The following is a 21,983-nucleotide window of genomic DNA, read 5'->3' on the forward strand; positions in this document are numbered from 1 at the left end:
AACAAAAGATGGAAATAATATCAAATTCGAGTTTTCTAATATATTGACGTAACCCAAGAGTAGTTTGAATAGAAAGTCACCCATTAAGGTCAATAAAAATTACACAAACATTCACAAAATGAATAATTAAAGGCAGAGAACTCTAATTACAACACAAATGGGCTGCATATCTGTGAATTTATATTCATTTGACGATTTTTTATAAATTTGCATTTTATGTGACAAAAATCACAACAATGTGAAACAAAAGACACAAATGTCAATAAACTTAAGCATCAATTATCTCATCAACTCTCAAAAATGAAGGGAAGCTTAAGGTTGTCTTTCTCTGTTCTTCTTACAATAAAGTTTGAATTATTTATCAACAATAGCAGTAGGTTAGCGCCGACAGTCTCTCATCAAAAACTGAGTAGCAGGCATGGAAAGACGTTAAGAGTAAAAGCACTAACTCAATAAATTTCGGGTTTGAATATTCAGCGAATCAAAACGCACACTTATGCTCTGGGTAAGCTGCCAAGGCGACAGCTCAATCTTGAATGGTTTTGTTACCACAATTTTCACAGATCAAATGACGAGAAAAATCGTCCATCGAAGCTAAAAAAGCACCGAAGACAGCACTTTTGAGAAACCCAGTAATGAACTCTTTCTTCCTGCGGTTTTTATCACCCTCAAAAGCACTTTTCTTTCTAACTAAAACCACAACGTGGTGCGTTTCCACTCTACATTTAGGACACAGAAACACTTCTGTCTTTCTTGACATATTAGCCTCCTAGGTAGGTATTTCTTAGCAACGTAACGATTACCATGACCGTGCATCAACTTTGGCTCGCAATGCTCGAGCATACTCGGTTAACAGCCTTGCATTGTCTGCGCTTTCAGCGTCTCCACAAACTCGACCTTGATAGGTAATATTGGGGCTGGAATAGATAGGTACTATGTTCTTTTCGTAGCTCATGATGGTTCCGGAGTCACCACATAATGCAGCATGAGCATACCGCTTGATCTGTAACTGGTTATCCTCAGCTGTCATAGATTCAAGTGTTCTACCTTGAACTTGAGATGATAGCGTTTCTAAATCATGTTGTGCCCATGCTAAGTGCCCTAGTTCATGCTCCAAAGCTAGTGGACCAGCTCGTACATCGGAAACCACGAAGTTAGGAAATAAATCACCCCATGTTTCTGCTATTTTGTACTCAAAATCAAAGTAACTACTGTCCTCACTTAACACCAACACGACATAAAAATTTGGTTCCTGATACGCACGTTCCAACAAACTGCTGTGTTGCAGGTTGAGTTCGTAATGTGAAGACAACATATCTTCAGGTTTAGCGTTGTGAGCATCAAAGAACTCATAACCAGCACTCTTACGAATCATAGGAACACATGAGTTTGCGAGAATAAGATTCGAAAGGGCTAAATCCTCGTCGATTCGCTCTTCCAAGGCTTCTATGCTGAAGTCATTGAGAATTGAATAGTCAAATACGAATTGAACCCAAGTCTCCACTTTTTCTTCGTCAGCGCATTGCGAAAGTACGAGCTTTTGAGAGTCAAAATAGAGCAAAGCACTTACGAACGCCGTCCCCACAATTAAGCAAATACTTACAACTTTCAGCTTCATACATTCTTCTTATGAATTTCATAGACAACAAAAATAAGCACATGAAATTTATAAATTAATGAAATTGATATGTAAATAAGCGCTTATTGATTATGAGAATAAGCACCATGAGTAAGTGTGGTTATTCGTCCTCGTTTAGACTACGAATCAATTTGGCTGGCGTTCCACCATATAAACAATCTGGCGGCACATCACTGTTCACCACTGAGTTGGCAGCAATCACAGAACGAGCGCCAATGGTTACGCCTTGGTTGATGACTGAGTTCCCACCAATCCAAACGCTATCTTCAATCGTGATTGGTTTACAAAACGTTTCCCATTTTAGTCGGCTACGGTAATCCAGCGAGTGAGATGCAGTGTAAAGCTGAACACTTGGTCCAATAAGCACATGATTACCAATGGTGATTTTAGCGCCATCAAGCATCACGACATTCATATTGATAAAGGTCTCTTCACCGATTTCAATCGTTTTACCAAACTCACAATGGAACGGCGCACGGATGATGCTCATCCCAACCTTGCCAAATAGGTTCTTTTGCAGTACATCACGTTGGGATTCATCGGTGTTGCCATTGAATGCCATCAATGCATGAGTTGCGTGGGTTCGAATCGCATCAATTTCTTTGTCTGCGCCATCGAATACTTGGCCTGACATCATTTTCTCTAGTTCGGTCACAGGATCTTTCCTACAGCTTTTAACGTAGCTAGGTTAATGCAAAAGAGGAATAAAAAAAGAGAAAAGCACGCGCTTTTCTCTTTCCTATTTTATTTAAGTGGCACTAGGGTCGGTTACACGATTTCCCAGCTGTGAGTCATCTCTACGCCCTTACCGAGCATCAGGCACACGGAACAGTATTTCTCTAACGAATCAGCAGCAACTTTCGCTACGATTTCTGGATCTAAGGCTTCACCCGACACTTCAAAATGAATGTTCACTTGAGTAAAAATACGCGGTGCCGTTTCACGACGTTCGGTTGTGAGCTTCGCATTAACAGAAGCCACTTTCTGACCTGCTGACTTCAATCCATCAACCACATCAACAGAACTACAACCACCAGCAGCCATCAATACCATCTCCATTGGGCTTGGTGCAGTCGCACCGCCATTGCCATCCATCACAACGGAGTGACCAGATTGAGACTGACCTAGGAATTTAAAGTCTTCGACCCATTTTACTTCTGCTTGCATGGTTTCCCTCATTATTACTTCTGTCTCATCGGCAACCTATCACCAATGAGCGTTTGTTTGGTGCCATTACTGTAGCCCTCCGGTATAAAAGGGCAAAGAATTTTTCACTATTGTTGCAATTTTTTAGCTCTAACTTCTGTCTCCTTACGTAACATTCATTGAGAAAAATGACGTTTGAGGAAGTTATGAAGAAAGTATCTAAGCTATTGGTGGGATTCTCATTCACACTCCCTGTACTGTTCATCTTATTAAGTAAAACAGGCACTGCCGATACCATGGATAAGGTGAACGCATCTGGCAAAACCGACATTGCTACTTTGGCTGGCGGCTGTTTCTGGTGTACTGAATCAGATTTAGAACAATTACCGGGTGTGTTGGACGTCGTATCTGGTTATTCAGGTGGTGATTTAGCAAATCCGACCTACCGACAAGTCTCTTCTGGCAAATCTGGCCATATAGAAGTGATTGAAGTGAAGTACGACCCAAGCATTGTTAACTACGAGCAAGTTTTGGATTACTTCTTCCGCCATATCGACCCGACTGACGACAAAGGCTCATTCGTCGACCGTGGTCCCCAATACCGTCCTGCGATCTTCTACCATAATGCGGAGCAAAAACAGATTGCTGAGCAATTTATGATGGAAATCGACAAGGCGATGATTTATCCGAAGCCACTTAAAACGGAGCTTATTGAGTTTGAAAAGTTCTACCCTGCGGAGTCTTACCATCAGGATTACTACAAAAAGAGTGCCCTGAAATACAAATATTACCGCTATGCGTCAGGTCGAGATAAATACCTAGATGAAGTGTTTGGTGAGGATCGTAAAGACAACCCAAAAACACTACGCGAGCTTATCAACGAAAAAGATCTGATGACAAAACTGAAGGTCTATGAAAAACCGTCTGATAAAGAGATCAAAGCGAAGTTGACTGATCTGCAGTACTACGTAACACAAGAAGAAGGCACAGAGCGTCCCTTTAACAACGAGTACTGGGATAACAAAGAAGCGGGCATATATGTGGATATTGTCACTGGTGAGCCACTGTTTTCATCGACGGATAAATACAAATCAGGTACAGGTTGGCCAAGCTTTACTAGACCAATCAATCCAGGTTACATCGTTGAGAAGACCGACTTTAAATTGGTTTATCCACGAACAGAGATTCGCAGCAAGTTTGGCGATTCGCATATTGGTCATGTTTTCAAAGACGGACCAAAACCAACAGGGTTACGTTATTGCATGAACTCAGCAGCCATGAAGTTTGTACCAGTAAGCGAAATGGCAAACCTAGGTTACGACGATTATCTGTACCTATTTGATAACTAAACTCGCTTAAGACAACGAATTAGGAGTGAACATTCAGAACGATGAAAGGTTTTAAATCCAACCTTCCCATAAAAGTCTGTCCAGTCTGTGAGCGCCCGTTTTCTTGGAGAAAGAAGTGGGCGCGAAATTGGGATGAAATCGTTTATTGTTCTGAGCGTTGCCGAAGAAGAAAATCAACGAAGACGTAGGTCACTCCGAACCTCTCTAGTGCGTATTTTGCCCCAGTAAGTACAATCTTTACCAAGGCAGTAATGCGCCATCATAAGCCCAAAACGCCCCGCTATCTTGCGGGGTTGCTTTTTCTATTAACCTCAGCAAATCCTTTGCCACTCGCTCTGGCGTGAACAGTTTTCCCTCTGGCACATTGGTTTGAAAAGGCGCAGACAACGCCGTATCGGTGGTTCCCGGATGGAGCGCGAGTACCGTGCCATGCTTGAGCATTCTTTGCCACTCAATTGACATGGTTTTGAGGAACATATTCAACGCGGCTTTTGAGGCTCGATAGCTATACCAACCGCCCAATTGGTTATCGTTAATACTGCCAACTTTAGCAGAAACAGTCGCAAACTTAGGCTGTGTGCTGCGTTTGAGCTTAGGTGTAAAGTACTTCGCCAGCAGTAAACTGGGCAAGGTGTTTACCATTATCGTTTGCTGGAAAAAGTCTGCGTCGAGAGAACTCAAATTCTTCTCCGGACCTTTCTCTTGGGAGTGCAACATACCCACGCAGTTCACCAACCAATCAACATGCTCGATGTACTCACTGAGCGCTTTCACCTCCTCATCTTGTGTCACATCCACTTGATGCCAAATAACATTGGGATGATGCCAGTTGGGGTGTTGCCTACGATAGGTCGCGTGAACACGAGCTTGAGGAAAATGTTCCGCCGCGCACGCAACCATGGCAAATCCAATTCCGCCATTCCCACCTACGATCAATATTTCCATTACAAGCTCTCCAAATTTTCCATGTAGCGCTCCGCGGTTCCAAGGATAGCTTGTCGTTGCTGTGGTTCCATATTGTCCCAAGAGCGGAAAATCATCCCGATACGAGGGTTGGTCGCCAATCGCTTGTCATGCTTGTTCATAAAACGCCAATACAAGCTGTTGAATGGGCATGAACCTTCACCACTGCGTGCTTTGTTGTCGTAATGGCAGCCCTTACAGTAATCACTCATTTTATTAATGTAAGAACCACTAGCTGCATAAGGTTTAGTGCCGACAATACCTCCATCAGCAAACAGCGCCATACCACGTGTGTTTGGCATCTCTACCCACTCGATCGCGTCAACGTATATACCGAGATACCATTCATCCACTTGGGATGGTTCGATCTCAGTTAGCAAACAGAAATTACCAGTGACCATTAAACGTTGGATATGGTGCGCATAGGCGTAGTCAAGGGACTGACCAATCGCATTACGCATGCACGCCATTTTTGTTTCGCCATTCCAGAAGAAATCAGGCAGTTTTCTGCTCGCTTCCAGTTCGTTCTTTTTCGGGTAATGAGGCATGTTCGCCCAGTACACTCCGCGGATGTACTCTCGCCAACCTAAAATCTGGCGAATAAAACCCTCAACCTGAGAAATATTAATGTCTGGGTTTGAATGGAATGCCTTGAGTGACGCATCAATGACTTCTTGCGGGTGTAGTTGTTTGCTGTTGAGAGAAAACGAAATCCGACTGTGATACAAACTCCATTTAGCGTCGTGTTGCCCAGTCATCGCGTCTTGAAAACGACCAAAAAGAGGCAAGCAAACTTGGCAAAAATGAGCAAGTAGAGACAAGCTTTGAGCACGGTTAATCGGCCACAATAAATCCCCTTCAAAGTGCCCTATCGTTTTAATTCCATGACGTGTTAATCGCGCTTGTATCTCACTGACATCGGTACTAAACATTAAAGGTTGTGGCAACTGCTCAATATCTTTAGTTTTGAGTTTGTTGCGATTATTCGCATCATAGTTCCACTTCCCCCCAACAGGTTTGCCATCTTGCATTAAGATGTTGAAACGCTTGCGCATGCGGCGATAAAAGTGCTCCATCATGATGTGTTTGCCTTGCGGGAACTGCTCTTCGATCTCTTCAAACGGCAACAAAAAGTGCTCTGAATCAACGCAACGCGTTACTACGCCATTGAGCTTAAGTTTGGCAAGTTGTTCCAATAATCGGTATTCATCAGGGCGTTGATATTCAAACTTGCTTGCACCAACTTCGCTGACAAAATGCTGGAGAAGTTGCTCAAGATCCCCAAAAGATTGGGTATCATCCAACGTAAGATGCAAGACTTGATGGCCTTCGCTCTGACGCTCTTTCGCAAACTTTTCCATTGCAGAAAAGAACGCACATACTTTTTGAATGTGATGCGTCACATACGTGCTCTCTTGCTTTAACTCTGCAATCAAATAGAGAACGTGGTCATCAGGTTGCTGAAACCAAGTATGTTCGCAATTGAGTTGATCACCCAAGATCAACCGAACGGTATCAAACTGCATCATGATTTCTCCGTAGAAGACGCATTGCCATGACTTTCCATCGCAATCGGCCAATCAACCATGTCCACATTATCCAAACGTGCACCATCACAATGCCCATCCCACTTATCAATAAACTCATGGTTGGGGTCGTACATTTGTGTCTGCTTTTCAAGATTGAATTGCCTTGAACCACGAGGGTCCGCACCAACGCCTGCGAGGTATTGCCAATTTCCCCAATTGGAAGCCACATCGTAATCAATTAATTGAGACTCAAAATATGCAGCGCCATAGCGCCAATCTAGCCCTAGTTCATGTACAAGGCAGCTCGCGACCAGTTGTCTGCCACGATTCGACATGTACCCAGTTTCATTGAGTTGATGCATACACGCATTAACGAGCGGGAATGGCGTCTCGCCTTTTTTCCATTGTTGGAAACGATGGGCGTAAAAGCTGGTCAATGGCGTTTGATTGCGAATCCCACCAAAATGAAACAGCTGCCGACCATATCGTCGCGCATACCAATAAAAGTACTCACGCCACAGCAATTCAAAGTAAATCCAATACGTCGAATCATTAGCACCATAATGCGCTTCATAACGCTTTAACATGTCCACAATCCTTTTTGCCGAAACACAGCCATGTGCTAACCACGGAGAGAATTTAGTGGAATAGTCCATGCCATCTAAACCGTTGCGTGTCTGTTTGTATTCACTCGCAAGCGGCGAATCAAAATACCGACGACAATGCTCAAGCCCCGCATGCTCTCCCCCAGCAAATGGCATTGGCTTTAAGTCGCGAGTTAAGCTCAATGTTGGTAAAGAGAGACCTTTGGGTAGTGGCGGAAGTGTAGATACTCTGTCGGCAGGTTGCGAAATAGATAGCTTTTCTACTTGCTTACGAAACTGGGTAAAGGTATCAGGTAGCGCATTGAGACTGAACGGGAGGTCAGCCAACCTAAATAAACTTCGCACTTCGTGCTGAACAACCGTTACGTGGCGTTCCTCCGCCTTAATTTCTTCGATGACATTTTGCTCGTCGCAACCCGGCATAGCATCAACGTAAAGCCTTGTAACACCAAGATTTTTGAAGGCATGTTTTAATGCTTGGTAAGGATGCAAGTCGACAACAAGCAAACGTTGTTCAAGTGCATTTAAAGACAGGTTGAGGCAGTGTAATGACTCATCTAAAAACTGTCTTTTTGGCTGACCAAACACGGATGTTTGAGCATAGTGCGCCAAAAATGGTGAAACCTTGGGATAACAGTAAAGACAGATAAGAAAATCCACTTCTTCTGCAGCTTTGGCCAGATTTGGGTTGTCATGCAGTCGCAAATCATTGGTAAACCAATACAGTCCTATTGTTTTGTTCAAACGAAGCTCCTTTTGGCACTTTTCTGTTATGCGCATGCCAGATTCTACGAACCTTAGTTGGTCAAGATCAGCACTTCGTTTACATTGCTCAAAACTCCATCACTCAAACTTTCATGGTAAACAGAATGTTACGAAGGATTTTATGAAATTTTAAAATCAAGACTAATATTCATGAAACCATTTGATTATTTGCTCATATTTTTTAAGAAAACCAAGCAAAAATGACAAAAAATAAAGCGATATTGTTTTATATCCGTTACCCTTAGCTTAATTCCATTTTGCTTGTAACACTGCAGAAATGACCGACGAATTTAAGAAATCAACCGCGAACCTAAAAAAAGCGGTACCACTGATGATAAAAAACCACGTAGCGGCAACACCAGCCAACTACGCACTGTGGTACACCTACGTAGACAAAACTATCCCAGAGCTGAATCTAGAATTAGATATGGTTCTTGAGAACTATGACGTCTGCCCACCAGCAATGCATAAGCAGCTCTATAACAGCTATGTTGCGAGTAAAGCAGAAACCAGCTTAGAAGAACTCAAAACAAATGTAGAAGTGCTTTTGGGCGAAGTCTCTAGCTCGATGACTGACACGATTACCGACACCTCATCCTTCTCCGACATGGTGGATAAGAGCTTTAACAAACTAGAAAAAGTTGAAGACAATAGCCTCAGCATCGAAGAAGTGATGAATGTAGTGCGTCAGCTTGTTGCAGAGTCTCGTGAAATACGCCACTCGACGAAGTTCCTAAATAGCCAACTCACAACGGCTAGCGAAGAGATCTCTCGCCTTAAGAATCAGCTAGCAGAAGTGCAGAAAGACGCCTTGTTCGATGGCTTATCCAACCTGTATAACCGTCGCGCTTTCGATAACGACCTGCAAATGCTGATCGATAACAACCAAGCAATGACGCTGATCATGTTGGATATCGACCACTTCAAAGCATTCAATGACAACTACGGTCACCTATTCGGAGATACCGTGATCAAAGCCATTGCTCGTCGACTGCAACAAAGTTGTCGTGACGGCATCAGTGCTTATCGCTTTGGTGGTGAGGAGTTTGCCCTTATCGTACCAAACAAGTCACTGCGAATCGGTCGACAATACGCTGATACGCTTCGTCGAATGATTGAAAAGCTGCGTGTTCGTGACAAACGTTCAGGGAGCCAAGTACAAAGCATCACCGCCTCTTTTGGTGTTGCAGAATTTGAAGTTGGTGACACGCTCGATAGCATCGTAAACAAAGCTGATAAACAATTGTATGAAGCGAAACAACTCGGTCGTAACCGCGTAATGCCGCTTTAACACAGTCAAAACGAACAGGCGAAAGCCATTCAAACTGGCTGAAAATATAAACAAAACCCCAAGCACGTGCTTGGGGTTTTGTCTTTCTTGGGCTGGCTCGTTATTCTCTGTACTTCTTAACTCATTAATCAATGCTATAGCAGTAGCTTAAGAAGTAATCGTCGCCATTTTTCGCGGTGTACTCTTTGTCTTCACTGCACGCCATTGGCTTTCCTTTCTTATCGCCTTTGATTAAGCTGATCCAATGACGCATCGCGGTTGGTGCATTACCAATTAGCTCAGGGCTAAAGGTAGTACGCGTTTCCAGTTGGATGTCGTCAATGTCCATCAACTCCACACAACCCGTACCTTTGTGACAACCGAACATTACTTCAACGTGACTGCCTGATTCATCTTTGAATAGGATCGATTTTGGATCTTCTTTCTCTCCTGTGTACGCCACAAAATGCTTTGGACTTTTCAGACCACTGTGTGTGCCGTCCTTGAAGTACGCCATTACGTGTCTGTAGTCGATCACGTAGCTTGACACATCTTGGTGTGACCCACTCTCCAATGGGAACATACGGTCCAGTAGTTGCTTCGCCTTAACTTGCTTCTCGCTCTGCTGCTCAGCACTTACCGCCTCGACGGCAAATACGGCTTCAGCGATAAATGGGCGTTCTTGTTGTTGGATGTCTTTTTTATCGAAGTTCAGCATATTCATCGTCGTTTCCTCGCACTTAAACACTCTTCCTAGAGTAAAAACTTAAAACCTCTGTTTAAGTTTCAGGCAAATCTGTGAAGTTGATGGTTAATTTCCTTGCCTGCTCATTATGTAGACTAGCGAAATATTGACTACAATTTCACAACAAAAATTTTACAATGTGAATTTTACAAAATGTCTGTGTCAAAAAGTCTTATCCGCCAATCTCACTTCTTAGGAACGAAAATTCGTAACCTAAGGAAGAACAACCATTTAACGATGGAAGATTTGTCTGCGCGTTGCGTTAGGATTAATCCTGAATACGCTCCGTCAGTTTCTTACTTATCCATGATCGAACGTGGAAAACGCGTTCCGAGCATTGATATGTTGGAAGTGATTGCCGAAGTTTTCCAAAAAGAACCCGCTTGGTTTTTGGACGATGAACCAGAGCTAGAAGCCATTACCCCCAACAAAGGTAATCGTGGTGGCATCAACGGAATGGCGCTCGAACCAAGCTTTTTATTCTCTAACGACATCCTACAAATCGCGATACCGGAAATGCTCTCTCAAACCGGCATCACGGGGCGTCAGTTCGCTCATCTCTTGATTCGAGCGCATCAAGAGAACCACCAAAACCACTTCCCGGACTTAGAACGAGCGGCAGAAGAGGTTGGCTTAAAACGTCTTAATCTTTCGGTAGAGGATCTGATTGATATTGCGAAAAGCATGGGATTGGATATTCGCTGGGTAGACCGCGCGCCACAAGATGTGATTGATGAACTCGGTGTGAGTGCCAAGCAGTTGATCACCTCGTTTATGGAAGCACCAGGGACCATCTACCTCAACAAGCGCATGCGAGACTACCCGACTCGATTGAAGTACGACTTAGCGGTATACATTGGGCACCGAGTGCTGCACAGCAGTGACGGCATGAATAACATGTTGTCGATTGGTCACCAGAACAACTGGGAACAAAGCGGTTCGCAGGTTTCTAACTCTGAACTCAACTCGCAAGATATTTTACAAGCGTGGCGCGATTTCGAGTCGAGTTTCTTTGCTGGGGCGTTGTTGTGTCCGAAAGTGCCATTTCGTCAGTTACTTGACCGCTCTGGCTATGAAATTGATGTTCACAAAAAAGCGGGCGTCTCGCCTTCTGTCGCGATGCGCCGCATGACGGTAGTGTCGCCATACCCACACTGGCATTACTTTGATGCCTATGGTCCGGGCAAACTGAAAGCCGTATATCGCGGTAATGGTATCCCTCTTCCTTGGGGAAACATGCGTAAAGTCAATGACCCTTGTCAGCACTGGGCGGTATTCCGCCGCTTATCACAACCGCTGGACACCAGCTCGGCGCAAATTTCGATTCTTAACGTCGGTAACGAACCTCGCATCTATTGCTGTGAATCGGTCAACGTATTTGACCCTGCAGGTAATAATCGCGTTCTGTGTGCAGGTATCGACCTCAATCCAGCGATTTCAGCCCAAGGTGGTGATGCGATTGCGATTGCTGAAGAGTTGAAATCACTGTGTGTGTCTTCCGGTGGTAGTACTGTGATTCCACAGCACATCAAGAAAGATCTCACAACGATTGCCAAAATTCTCAACATCAATTGGATCGAACGAGGGATTCAAACTCAAGCAAGATTGATTTGTTCAAGAGGAGCAGTGTGTCCAAGGCAACCAAGTTGTTATAACAAGTGTGGCGAATCAGATGATTTGGGCGATGAGAGGCAAATTATTGAACTCTAAAAAGAAAAAACGCCAATCACAATGAGGTGATTGGCGGTATATACTTGTGAACAATGTGTATTCACTAACAACGTCAGTTGGCTAGGTGACCCTCGGCTTAATAAGGGTCACTCTGTATAAAGCACGATGCGTGCCAACTTTTAAAACTGCGTTTTTTCTTCGATCTTGATGCATATTGATGATTTATTAACCACACATTTTGCAAATCGCATTTGCAAAATGCAAACAACTGCAAAATATGCCACAACATGCATTGCTACTAATCCCTTTATCAGCAATGTCCTTTCTTAGTGATAAGAACGGCTTAAATGAAAAAGCCTCGCTAAGTGTGCGAGGCTTTCCGTTTAAATGTTTTAAGCGGGTGCTATACCATTCGTTTTAGCCGCCATAGTGTTTCTGTTGATACATTCGCTCGTCGGCGATTTTCATCATTTGCTGAGATGAAATCATTTCAGGGTCAAACATCGCGTAACCCATGCTGGTTCGCAGGTATATTAATTCTTCTTCATAGATCACCGGCGTTGAACACAAGGCAAACCTCAGTTTTTTCAACAACGCTTGAATGTTTTCTTCAGTCTTAGGGTTATGCACGATGATAAGAAACTCGTCGCCCCCCATTCGCGCCACAATATCTGATCGGCGCAATGTGCTTTTGATTCTTTCTGCACACGCCACCAACACCTTGTCCCCTGCGTCATGCCCATAGGTATCGTTAATATGCTTAAAATGATCGAGGTCGATGTTAACCAAGGCAAAGCTATAACGCTTTTTATAGCGCTTGGCGATCTCAAACTGCTGTTGATAAGACTTCATAAAGTAACGACGATTTGGCAGCTGAGTAAGCTCATCATGCAATGCACGGCTGTCCGCTACAATGTATAGGCGATAAATAACAATGAGCGCAATGCTCAAAGCAAGCACGATCGGATAGCCAACTAAACGCGCCATTTGTAATACATACCAAGGCACTTGTTGTTCTAACTCACCATTGGAGTACACCGCCAGACTCCAGCCACCATATGGGAAGAACACTTGCTCTTTGGCATAAATGTCCTCTTCTCTTCCCGGATTGCCAAAGATAACATCACCTAGCTCACCGCCACTGTCGTAGCCACGCATCGTCATTTGATATTGGTAAGAAAAATCAATGACACCCGTTTCTCTCAACAAACCATTGAAATCGATCACCGCACTAATAACGCCCCAATAGTCTTTATTAGTCGGAGGATCGCGGAACACAGGAACACGCACAATCAACCCTTTACCGCCTTGTACAAGCTCGACAGGACCGGCGATAAATATCTCTTCAATGTCTTTGGCTTTTTGTACCTGAACCCATTGAGTAGGCACGCTACGATAATCAAGACCAATCACACGCTCATTGCCCTTTCGAGGGTATATATAACCGACGACATCATTTTCTGCGATGCCAATAACAGTAATGTGATTACTTTTGCTTAAGATACGATTCGCCGCCAAATTCAGCTTGTGTGTTTCGCTGTTCGGCAGCAATGTGATAAGCGTAGCGAGAGTGCTGGCTTTGTATATGTCAGCCATCAGTTCCGCTTCCAAATTGGAACGGAGCATAGAAAGTTGTTCTTTGGCCTCAACTTGAACTCGCTCTCGGTGCAGACTGAGCTGATTTTGGTGTAATAGCTCAATAACTCCAACGCACAGGGCAAAAAAAGTGAGGAAGAACAATGCAAAGTAACCTTGCTTCTTCGGTGAGTACCGCATCTGTTCCCCACTAACTCATGGCAAACCAAGAGTTTTCTTTATTTATTGTTAAAATACTTATTTACTAAAAGAATAACCAATAGCCATCGTAAAGGTAATAAATATTTGTTCATTTTATAAAAGAGAAAGGTAAAGTGAGATGCAGGTACAAGGCGATTTATTCAAAAGCTCATTTTGGCAAGAAGTAGTACAAGGCAAGATCTACCATGATCCTCACTTTCTGAGTCATTCAGAAGCCGACCATTACTTTTCCCAATTGCGAACAACCCTACCTTGGCAACAAGAAAGCATCATGATGTTTGGTCGCTCAGTTCTACAACCTCGTTTGCAAGCATGGCACGGCGATGCAGCGTACACCTACTCCGGGCTCACAATGGTACCTCACCCTTGGACCACAGAACTTAGTGATCTCAAAGGACGCTGCGAAACCATTGCAGACGTTTCGTTCAACTCAGTATTGGCAAATCTGTATCGCAATGGACAAGATTCAATGGGCTGGCACCAAGACAACGAACCAGAATTGGGAAGAAACCCGATTATTGCGTCGATTAATTTGGGGGAAACTCGTCGGTTTGTGCTAAGGAATTTACATTGTAAAACCCAAATAGAGTATGAACTCAGCCATGGTTCACTGCTTATCATGGCAGGTGAGCTTCAGCACCATTGGAAGCATGCTGTCCCAAAAACTGCAAAAACCAAAGGAGAACGCATCAACCTAACGTTCCGCCATATCGTGACTAACTATTGACTGAGCCATTACATACCGATAAAGCATTGATGGTAGGTTTGAATTCTGGCTTTCTAACGGAATGTGTATATGCGTATCAAACCTCTCAGCTTAGCCGTGTTGCTCTCATGCTCACTGGTTTTTCAGGCGCAAGCCTCTCAAGAGTCTCCAGCTTTGACCTATTCACAATCTGCTCAGTTGATCAAAAGTACCTATGAGTCACAGCTCTATACCTTACCAGCGTTTCGAGAAGGGCATTTCGGTCTTCGTATGTACCGCCAAACTTTGGATGATAAATACTTACCTGCGGTATGGACTGACATGGCGCAAGTTGCCAGCCGTTTAAATCGCTTTGCCAGCGATGTCACCACACCAGAACAGATTTTTCTGTATTCAGAGGAACGTTTAGCCAGCTACCATGACGACGAAGACGAGCGCGGGCAGCGCCGTTATACCGTTACCAAACATCAACCAGAATACTTGTATTTAGGTGTTGATTTACTTGGCGCAATGGCACGAGCCGATGAGTATGGTTTAAAACACAAGCAAGACAAAACGCTAAGAAGCATACTAAAACGTTATGACTTTACTCGTTACGCCACTGACCCCGCCATGATTGAGGCTTGGGCAGCTCAGTTGGCGAATCAGGTTTATTGGTTGCGTCAACTCGGCGAGCAAGATGTCGTTAAAGCGTTTACAGATGCATTCCGAAGCACCTACCCAGATAGCCTAGATAAGAAGCTCTCACCGCAACAATACGGCAATAAGATCTACGGCATGACACACATCATTTTTGGAGATTCTCAGTACTACCAAAAACAGGTTAACGAAGCCGATCATCAATGGATCTATGACTACTTTCGCGACAACATAGACACCATCATTCTCCGTTCAAAAGAAGATGTGATTGCTGAAGTCGGCATTACTTTCTTGTTGGCTGGTTTGGATAACGATCCGGTTGTTGAAAAAACACGTCAAGCGATTCAAAGCGCCCTTAATACTGAGCAAGGCATGATCCCTTCTGTGGATGGTGAGTTCGACCTAACTTATGGTGAACACCGTAATGTCCTCGCGATCATGCTGTTAGATTGGCAAGGAGTGCATCAAGCACCGACGGTAAAAAACCAACCACAAGCGTTTAGTTCAGTACCATACGGATTGGTACCCAAGTCGTAATCGACCTTACTGAATCTAGTTTGAGATCAGGAAGCAGAGCTAAACACTCTGCTTCTTAAGCATTTGCTCGTAGCGAACCAAGCGAAAATCTTGAAATCCTTGCATCACGCTCCGGATCATTGGGTTCTCAAAAAATTGCCGGCTGGTTCCTGTGTAGAAAGTGATGCAATGACTTGAACAACATCGTTCTAAAAAACAATCTTCCATAAACTGATTCAAGCTATGATCCCGAATCGGGAAAAACACCATCAAATCTTTACTAATTTCAGCAATATGATTGAGTAATTGAGTTCGAATTGACTTGGTCAAAAATACAACGCTGACCAAGTAAATGGCGTTATTCTTCTGTTCATACACCACATGTCCAATCAGCATTCTTTGGTAATAGAAACAGTAGATTTTAGGTTGATGAAGCTCAAGCTCATTCAGAGTTTCGACAAGCTCGTTCCCATTCAAACGTTGATGGGAATCCATAACTAATGATCTATCTTCTCCTTCCAATTTATCCAAAGATACGTGACTGGTATGCGTGATCTCATACTCGTACACCGTACTTAAATTTTGGAAGTTGACCGGATGTTGGAGTGCTTTCTTAACACTCTTCAGCTCTTGAGTATCGTAGTGATATGGTTGCTGAAAGAAATGTGCGATCCCGAGACGTCGCAGTAACGTCGGCTCTATTTTCCTCCTCTCCCACTGGCTCAGCGTTGCTTGATTCAAGCTAGAGAATACACGGTGTGAAGAAGAAAGCAGCTCCGCCAAACTGTCTTGTGAGTATTTATATTTCTTTCTAAAGTGCTTCAATGCATCAGCAAATTGAAGTCGGTCGAACTGCATTTTTTCTCCTAGCCAAACGCCGTTAGTTTCGAAAATATGTATATTTACACACCAAATCTTGATTCTGTACGTCAATCACAATTCAACTCAAAATACCCGTATTACACGACGTTATCTGTAACGCCTTCGGGGTAATTCGCATGCAGTGGAGAAGCTTCTTGTTCAAAACCAACGCGACTGCCCCTCGGAATCACGACTAATCCACCATCCGTAATGTGAAAACGTTCTTTGTCTCTCTCCGGCTTTTCCCCAATCACGGTACCCGGAGCAATCTGAACATCTTCTTCAATGATAGTACGTGTAATGCGACTATTTTCTCCAATTTTGCACCGTCCCATTAATACGGATTCGTGCAGAATACTGTTTTTACCCAGCTCACAATCCACACCAATAACTGAGCGAATTGAACACGCCCCCTCAATATGGCAACCAGAAGCAATATAGCTGTCCTTAACGCGGACTTTGATCCCTTCAATATCGCAATATTGGCTTGGTCGTTGCGATTCAATTTGTCGGCTCAGCAACGCACTGGTAGATGGTTTGCTAGTATCACTTTGTTCCGCCAGCATCATCATTTGTAGTCGCCAATAATCATCAATGTTATTGACGTTGTGCCAGTACATAGGCGCTTGCTTTGCGTCAATCTCGCCGAGGTCAAACAACACGGTTTTTACTCTACGCGCAAGCAGTGCAACGATGTCCTTGGTCAAATCATGCTGACCATCCAGCTTCTTGGCATTATTGAACAAACCTTTGACCAACACGGGGCGCTGAAAGAGGTAATTTTCCGTTAATACCATGGCAAAGCCTGGTTTGTTTGGAATTTCTGCTGGAATTGGGGGCTGGTGTTGAATATCAATGACTTGACGGTGTTCATCTAACTCAACGACATGATACTGAGACGCTTGTGCGACAGGAACCTGAGCCACAACTAACGTGAGTTCGGCATTTTGGATTTGATGGTAGTGCAACAAAGAAGAAATGTAATTACGATGGATTTGCTCACCACCGACCAGCAAGACATGTTCATCGGAGGGTCGATTGATGACATCTAAATGCTGCAATAAAACATCAGTCCAATTCTGTTGCAGCTTAGGTAATAACTTAGCTTGAGAATAAATGGGTTCGAGCACTTCGATTCTCGATTTGTAGTGCTGCCATGCATGCTTAAGGTGAGCAACTAACGGTGCGCAATAAAAACGACTGAGGACAAGATTACGCTTTATTCCTGCTTGAATGAGGTTGGTTAGCGAAAAATCAATTAAACGGTGAGAACCTACGAAAGGTGTGATGGATTTACAGCATGTTTGAGTGAGTGGACCTAGCCCTGTCCAACCTTTATCGGTTAATACTACCGATACGACTTTTGACGTCACGTACGACTTCCTTATTCTATTAATAAATTAGAAAGTAAATGCAAACCGTACGCAAGCACTATTCAATCCTGATGTGAATTTACTCAATAATGAATATTGTCGAGCAATAGCCTACCTAATATTTAACCTAGCTCTCATTCAAATAATTTATAAAATAAAACCCGCCGAAGTGGCGGGTTTTGAATGGCTGTTTATGTGGAGACGTTCCTTATAACGAGATAAAGATACCTGCTAAACACGCACTCATTAAGTTCGCTAATGTACCAGCCGCTACCGCTTTGAGACCCATGTTCGCTACATCTTTACGACGTTCTGGAGCCATCACACCGATAGAGCCAAGTTGAATTGCAATAGAACCGATGTTCGCGAAACCACACAGCGCAAACGTGATGATCACTTGTGTGTGTTCAGTCAGCGTTGCTTTATGTTGTACGAAGTCGATGAATGCAACAAATTCGTTCATTACGATTTTCTGACCGATGTAAGAACCTGCCGCTAATACTTCGTGACCCGGAACGCCGATTAACCAAGCGAGAGGGGCAAATAGGTAGCCAAAGATCGCTTGTAGCGTGATGCCCGCAAAGCCGAACATTTCGCCTAGGTTTTCCAGACCCGTGTTCACCATTGCAATCACACTCACAAATGCGATCAGCATCGTACCTACCGCAACCGCAACTTTCATACCGCCCATCGCGCCGCTTGCTAGCGCGTCGATCACGTTGCTCTCTTCAGACTTATCCAATTCGATGTTGTTGTAATCGCTTGGCGTTTGACGCTCTGGCACAATGATTTTTGCCATCAACAGGCTACCTGGAGCAGCCATGAAGCTCGCTGCGATTAGGTATTTCAGCTCTACACCTAGACCTGCGTAACCACCTAGTACACTACCTGCGACTGACGCCATACCACCAGCCATTACCGCGAACAGTTCTGAACGAGTCATGTTTTGCAAGAAAGGACGGATAAGAAGTGGCGATTCGCCTTGAGAGAGGAAGATGTTACCTGTTGCAACAAGAGATTCTGCTTTGCTGGTCCCCAAGAACTTTTGGATGGCGCCACCGATAAATTGAATCACTTTTTGCATGATACCCAAGTAGTAAAGGGCAGAGATAAGAGCGCTGAAGAAGATGATGATAGGAAGAACACGAACCGCGAAGATGAAACCAGTAGAAGCGAGGTCACCGAAGAGGAACTTGATGCCTTCATCGGCAAAACTCAATAACCCAGCGACACCATTGCTCAAACTGGCTAACGCCGCTTGTCCCCAAGGGAAGTAGAGCACCAAGGCTGCGAAACCCATTTGAAGCAGCAATGCTCGAGACACGGTTTTCCAATTGATTGAAGAACGGCTCTCTGACAGCAGGAACGCACAACCTAATAGTGCAACAATACCAAATAGACTAAATAGAACACTCATGAATCGGACCTACTGAACGTTGAAAAAGAAAGGAATGCCAAAAGCATTGGCAGAAGAAAGGGACAACGCATCGAGTGACAACGCACTCGTAGATCCAAATTGAAGGAAGAACGGATAGTTCGACATCTTATTTTTACCTTATACAAGCAATTGAACGTAGCTGGTCCGGTCCGTGGGGTCATTCACTGCTGGAGAGCTCTCGACTCTTCCTGCTCCATGTGACGGCTTGTATGGGTAAGGGTCCTGAACAACGAACCCTAATTCCCGCTTAAACGGGTCGCAAGTATAGCCAACAAAAAGAGATATTCATCACATTTATTTACGCAAACGTTCAAGCGTTCATAATTTAAGCAAAGATGCTATTTTGTGGTCATACTTGTAGGGAAAATAGGGGTATTAGGAGGGTGACGAATAGTGAAATCACCAAAAATGAACAATAAATGTCCAATCGAACACCAAAGACCAAAAATGAGCAATTTTGCTCTCGCCAATCTATGGATTTTGGATATACAATTTGGAACGCTTCATTTCGAAGCCTCTGTGTATTCAGAGCATCATGATGCCGAGATGGTGAAATTGGTAGACACGCTAGCATGAGGTGCTAGTGCCTTAGGTGTGAGGGTTCGAGTCCCTCTCTCGGCACCATTCCTTTCTTTCAAAGAATTTAGAGTGTAATGCAAAGTTCTAAACAGGCAAAACAGTCCGCTGACGCTAATCAATTACTTAGCGAGCTTGCGGTGCACGCCTTATTACACCTGCACTTCAAAATCCACGCATCATCGCGAATTCTTCCTCTTAAAGAACGTAACGACCTACTGCAAAAATGGCTTAAGCCTAAGCTCAAAAGTAATCGCTACAAACTGATTAAAAAGCCATTAAAGTCTCTGACTCAACAGGCAAAAGGGGAAAATGGCAATCTAGAAGCTTTACTTGAACGTTGTGTAGGTGCCGATAAACCTAGTAACCCACAACCTCACCTCGATAGCTACCTACTGCTGATCAACGAAGTCGAAAAGAAATTAGGTACGACGGTTCTGCTTTCTCGTCCTGAAGATGTCGATTTATCCCACGACCAACATGGTTGTTTGCTATGTGTTCTGTCTGATAACTTAAACCAACACTTCGACGATAATAACGCCTTAATCGCACCTATTTCGATGCTTTTCCGTGGACCTATGAGTCAACGTTCTCTGTTCTTAGGTAGTATTTATGCCAGCAATACCTTCAATTACGAAGTGCTGTACCAAGACGAGCAGTTTGTGCGAATCACGCTGGATTTAGCATAACTCGACACCCAGATGAGTTAAAAAAGCCGCGAAGTTCGCGGCTTTTTGCTTAATTAACGTTTATCAATCTCTGACGTATCGACAACCCGAAGAGTTCTCAATCCAGTTCGCGGAAACGAGCCGTAAAGTGGCGAAGTACTGGAGGTTCGTATTCAAACGTCAATCCTTTTAGTTCATCAGCACGATTCTTCAACTCGATGATCGCATCGGCGATGTAATCCATGTGATCGTTGGTGTAGACACGACGTGGAATGGTCAAACGCATCAACTCAAGTTCTGAAGCTTTTTGTTTACCCGTTTCCGGATCTCGACCAAGCAACAGTGAGCCAATCTCTACCGCACGAATGCCTGCCTCTAAATACAAGGCATTACACAGTACCTGTGCAGGGAATTGATCCGCGGGGATATGCGGTAAGATCTTCGCCGCATCAACGAAGACAGCATGACCACCTGTTGGGTATTGAATTGGAATACCCCCTTCGCGTAGACGTTCACCCAAATATTGTACTTGGCTAATACGGTAGTGAAGATAGTCTTCATCCGCACCTTCATACAACCCGCGAGCCAAGGCTTCCATATCACGACCCGCCATACCACCGTAAGTTACAAAGCCTTCCATCGGTACACATCGTGTTTGAACCGCTTGGAAAAGCTCTTGATGATCGCGAATACAACACATACCACCAATGTTCACCATCGGGTCTTTCTTCGCAGACATAGTGAGCATGTCGCCGTATTGGTACATCTCGCGAATGATTTCGAGAATCGATTTGTTCTCATAACCCGCTTCACGCTGCTTGATAAAGTAAGCGTTCTCACAGTAACGAGCCGAATCAATCACCACAGGGATGTCGTACTTGGTTGCGATTTCGTACACGCTGCGCATATTTTCCATCGACACAGGCTGACCACCAGAGCTGTTACACGTTACCGTCGTGATGATCGCACAGATATTGTTAGAACCGTGTTCTTCAATCGTTGCCACCAGCTTATTGAGGTCAAAATTACCCTTCCAGTCGTATGGTGTGGTGGTATCAAACGCTTCTTCCGTCACCACGTTAATCGCTTTACCGCCATTGAGTTCAATGTGACCCGCAGTGGTATCGAAGTGGTAATTCGAGATAAATACGGGCGTTTCACCACCGCGAACCTGACGCATACGCTCAATCAAAGCTGGGAATAGAATTTGCTCCGCCCCGCGACCTTGGTGCGCTGGCACAGTAAGCTTGTAACCAAAGAAATGCTCCACCGCATCGCACAAGTTGTAATAGTTACGACTGCCAGCATAGGACTCATCGCCCATCATGATGCCTGCCCACTGATTGTCACTCATAGCACCAGTGCCAGAGTCGGTCAGCAGATCGATGTAGACATCATCACTACGAAGAAGAAATGGGTTGAAGCCCGCTTGTTTAAGGGCAACTTCTCGGTCAGCCAAGGTCGTCATTTTGATTGGCTCTACCATTTTGATACGGAACGGTTCTGGGATACGTTTCATTGTTAATTTCCTTATACGCACGACCCTACGCACTTAAGCGTAAGATTAAAAACAAACTGATAAATTGTTTTTCAATGCGAAAGCATTGAGGAAATTAACGTGCAGAGATTTTGCTAAGAAGAGACAAGCAGTAGTCTAGGTTGTACCAGAACGACAGCACCAAACGGCTATCGAGAATATCCTTAATTCTCATCGTCTTCGTCCTCCT

Annotated in this window: 21 protein-coding genes and 1 tRNA gene; 9 read left to right on the plus strand and 13 right to left on the minus strand. The window is 44.1% G+C overall.

Going from position 1 to position 21,983, the window contains the following annotated elements:
- Window positions 1-526: 526 nt before the first annotated feature.
- The 4 genes from OH459_RS22680 to OH459_RS22695 all read right to left on the minus strand — a co-directional run bounded on the left by OH459_RS22680 (window position 527) and on the right by OH459_RS22695 (window position 2,806).
- The gene (locus OH459_RS22680) at window positions 527-760 is read right to left on the minus strand and encodes a hypothetical protein (protein ID WP_258456479.1); all 234 of its coding nucleotides are present in this window, start codon (window positions 758-760) and stop codon (window positions 527-529) included.
- Window positions 761-799: 39 nt separating this feature from the next.
- A complete protein-coding gene (locus OH459_RS22685) occupies window positions 800-1,618 on the minus strand; it encodes a hypothetical protein (RefSeq protein WP_038898180.1) in 819 nt (272 codons plus the stop codon).
- Between the two features lie 121 nt (window positions 1,619-1,739).
- A complete protein-coding gene (locus tag OH459_RS22690; RefSeq protein WP_269988948.1) occupies window positions 1,740-2,294 on the minus strand; it encodes a sugar O-acetyltransferase in 555 nt (184 codons plus the stop codon).
- 113 nt (window positions 2,295-2,407) lie between these two features.
- Entirely contained in the window at window positions 2,408-2,806 is a 399-nt protein-coding gene (locus OH459_RS22695) for an OsmC family protein (protein ID WP_009696881.1), read from the minus strand.
- 185 nt (window positions 2,807-2,991) lie between these two features.
- On the opposite strand from OH459_RS22695, the gene msrB reads away from it, so the two are divergent.
- On the plus strand, window positions 2,992-4,134 hold the full coding sequence (gene msrB / locus OH459_RS22700; RefSeq protein WP_009696880.1) for a peptide-methionine (R)-S-oxide reductase MsrB: 1,143 nt from the start codon (window positions 2,992-2,994) through the stop codon (window positions 4,132-4,134).
- 41 nt (window positions 4,135-4,175) lie between these two features.
- The gene (locus OH459_RS22705; RefSeq protein WP_005453360.1) at window positions 4,176-4,322 is read left to right on the plus strand and encodes a DUF2256 domain-containing protein; all 147 of its coding nucleotides are present in this window, start codon (window positions 4,176-4,178) and stop codon (window positions 4,320-4,322) included.
- A gap of 49 nt (window positions 4,323-4,371) precedes the next feature.
- On the opposite strand, the gene OH459_RS22710 is transcribed toward OH459_RS22705, so the two are convergent.
- From OH459_RS22710 to OH459_RS22720, 3 genes are read right to left on the minus strand one after another with little or no spacing between them, the layout of a single operon-like run.
- Window positions 4,372-5,079, minus strand: coding sequence for an SDR family oxidoreductase (locus tag OH459_RS22710; RefSeq protein WP_050908673.1), 708 nt, complete (start codon window positions 5,077-5,079; stop codon window positions 4,372-4,374).
- Complete coding sequence (locus OH459_RS22715; protein WP_050921091.1) at window positions 5,079-6,623, minus strand: cryptochrome/photolyase family protein; 1,545 nt, start codon at window positions 6,621-6,623, stop codon at window positions 5,079-5,081. The genes OH459_RS22710 and OH459_RS22715 overlap by 1 nt, the downstream gene beginning before the upstream one ends.
- Window positions 6,623-7,975: a DASH family cryptochrome gene (locus OH459_RS22720; RefSeq protein ID WP_269988953.1), complete on the minus strand. Its 1,353-nt coding sequence runs from the start codon at window positions 7,973-7,975 to the stop codon at window positions 6,623-6,625. Before OH459_RS22720 ends, OH459_RS22715 begins: the two co-directional genes overlap by 1 nt.
- A gap of 298 nt (window positions 7,976-8,273) precedes the next feature.
- Between OH459_RS22720 and gefA the strand changes: the two genes are divergently transcribed.
- Entirely contained in the window at window positions 8,274-9,287 is a 1,014-nt protein-coding gene (gene gefA / locus OH459_RS22725; RefSeq protein WP_269988956.1) for a diguanylate cyclase GefA, read from the plus strand.
- A gap of 124 nt (window positions 9,288-9,411) precedes the next feature.
- Here gefA and OH459_RS22730 read toward each other — a convergent pair whose 3' ends face one another.
- Window positions 9,412-9,990, minus strand: a complete 579-nt coding sequence (locus OH459_RS22730) for a malate synthase (protein WP_009696876.1) — start codon at window positions 9,988-9,990, stop codon at window positions 9,412-9,414.
- A gap of 174 nt (window positions 9,991-10,164) precedes the next feature.
- On the opposite strand from OH459_RS22730, the gene OH459_RS22735 reads away from it, so the two are divergent.
- A complete protein-coding gene (locus OH459_RS22735; protein ID WP_269988959.1) occupies window positions 10,165-11,721 on the plus strand; it encodes a DUF3612 domain-containing protein in 1,557 nt (518 codons plus the stop codon).
- A 378-nt stretch (window positions 11,722-12,099) separates the two neighbouring features.
- Here the strand turns inward: OH459_RS22735 and OH459_RS22740 are convergent, their stop codons facing one another.
- Window positions 12,100-13,458, minus strand: coding sequence for a diguanylate cyclase (locus OH459_RS22740; protein WP_005453344.1), 1,359 nt, complete (start codon window positions 13,456-13,458; stop codon window positions 12,100-12,102).
- A gap of 139 nt (window positions 13,459-13,597) precedes the next feature.
- On the opposite strand from OH459_RS22740, the gene OH459_RS22745 reads away from it, so the two are divergent.
- Window positions 13,598-14,206 carry an alpha-ketoglutarate-dependent dioxygenase AlkB family protein gene (locus OH459_RS22745; protein WP_269988963.1) on the plus strand — a complete coding sequence of 203 codons (609 nt, stop codon included), beginning with the start codon at window positions 13,598-13,600 and terminating at the stop codon, window positions 14,204-14,206.
- Window positions 14,207-14,275: 69 nt separating this feature from the next.
- Window positions 14,276-15,361 carry a DUF3541 domain-containing protein gene (locus OH459_RS22750; protein WP_050939730.1) on the plus strand — a complete coding sequence of 362 codons (1,086 nt, stop codon included), beginning with the start codon at window positions 14,276-14,278 and terminating at the stop codon, window positions 15,359-15,361.
- Window positions 15,362-15,400: 39 nt separating this feature from the next.
- On the opposite strand, the gene OH459_RS22755 is transcribed toward OH459_RS22750, so the two are convergent.
- From OH459_RS22755 to OH459_RS22765, 3 genes are all read right to left on the minus strand, one after another.
- Window positions 15,401-16,198, minus strand: a complete 798-nt coding sequence (locus OH459_RS22755) for a helix-turn-helix domain-containing protein (protein ID WP_029789597.1) — start codon at window positions 16,196-16,198, stop codon at window positions 15,401-15,403.
- 101 nt (window positions 16,199-16,299) lie between these two features.
- A complete protein-coding gene (locus OH459_RS22760; protein WP_009696873.1) occupies window positions 16,300-17,574 on the minus strand; it encodes a sugar phosphate nucleotidyltransferase in 1,275 nt (424 codons plus the stop codon).
- Window positions 17,575-17,782: 208 nt separating this feature from the next.
- A complete protein-coding gene (locus tag OH459_RS22765; protein ID WP_005432553.1) occupies window positions 17,783-18,991 on the minus strand; it encodes a NupC/NupG family nucleoside CNT transporter in 1,209 nt (402 codons plus the stop codon).
- 468 nt (window positions 18,992-19,459) lie between these two features.
- Between OH459_RS22765 and OH459_RS22770 the strand changes: the two genes are divergently transcribed.
- From OH459_RS22770 to OH459_RS22780, 3 genes are all read left to right on the plus strand, one after another.
- Window positions 19,460-19,588, plus strand: coding sequence for a hypothetical protein (locus OH459_RS22770; protein ID WP_256901704.1), 129 nt, complete (start codon window positions 19,460-19,462; stop codon window positions 19,586-19,588).
- Window positions 19,553-19,636, plus strand: a tRNA-Leu gene (locus tag OH459_RS22775). Before OH459_RS22770 ends, OH459_RS22775 begins: the two co-directional genes overlap by 36 nt.
- 29 nt (window positions 19,637-19,665) lie before the next feature.
- A complete protein-coding gene (locus tag OH459_RS22780; RefSeq protein ID WP_009703776.1) occupies window positions 19,666-20,277 on the plus strand; it encodes a DUF2913 family protein in 612 nt (203 codons plus the stop codon).
- A 97-nt stretch (window positions 20,278-20,374) separates the two neighbouring features.
- On the opposite strand, the gene OH459_RS22785 is transcribed toward OH459_RS22780, so the two are convergent.
- Window positions 20,375-21,775 (minus strand): tryptophanase, encoded by a 1,401-nt coding sequence (locus OH459_RS22785; protein WP_005453331.1) that lies wholly within the window; start codon window positions 21,773-21,775, stop codon window positions 20,375-20,377.
- Window positions 21,776-21,983 lie beyond the last annotated feature (208 nt).

It is taken from the genome of Vibrio sp. MM46 (assembly GCF_027587135.1).
Lineage (GTDB): Bacteria > Pseudomonadota > Gammaproteobacteria > Enterobacterales > Vibrionaceae > Vibrio > Vibrio harveyi.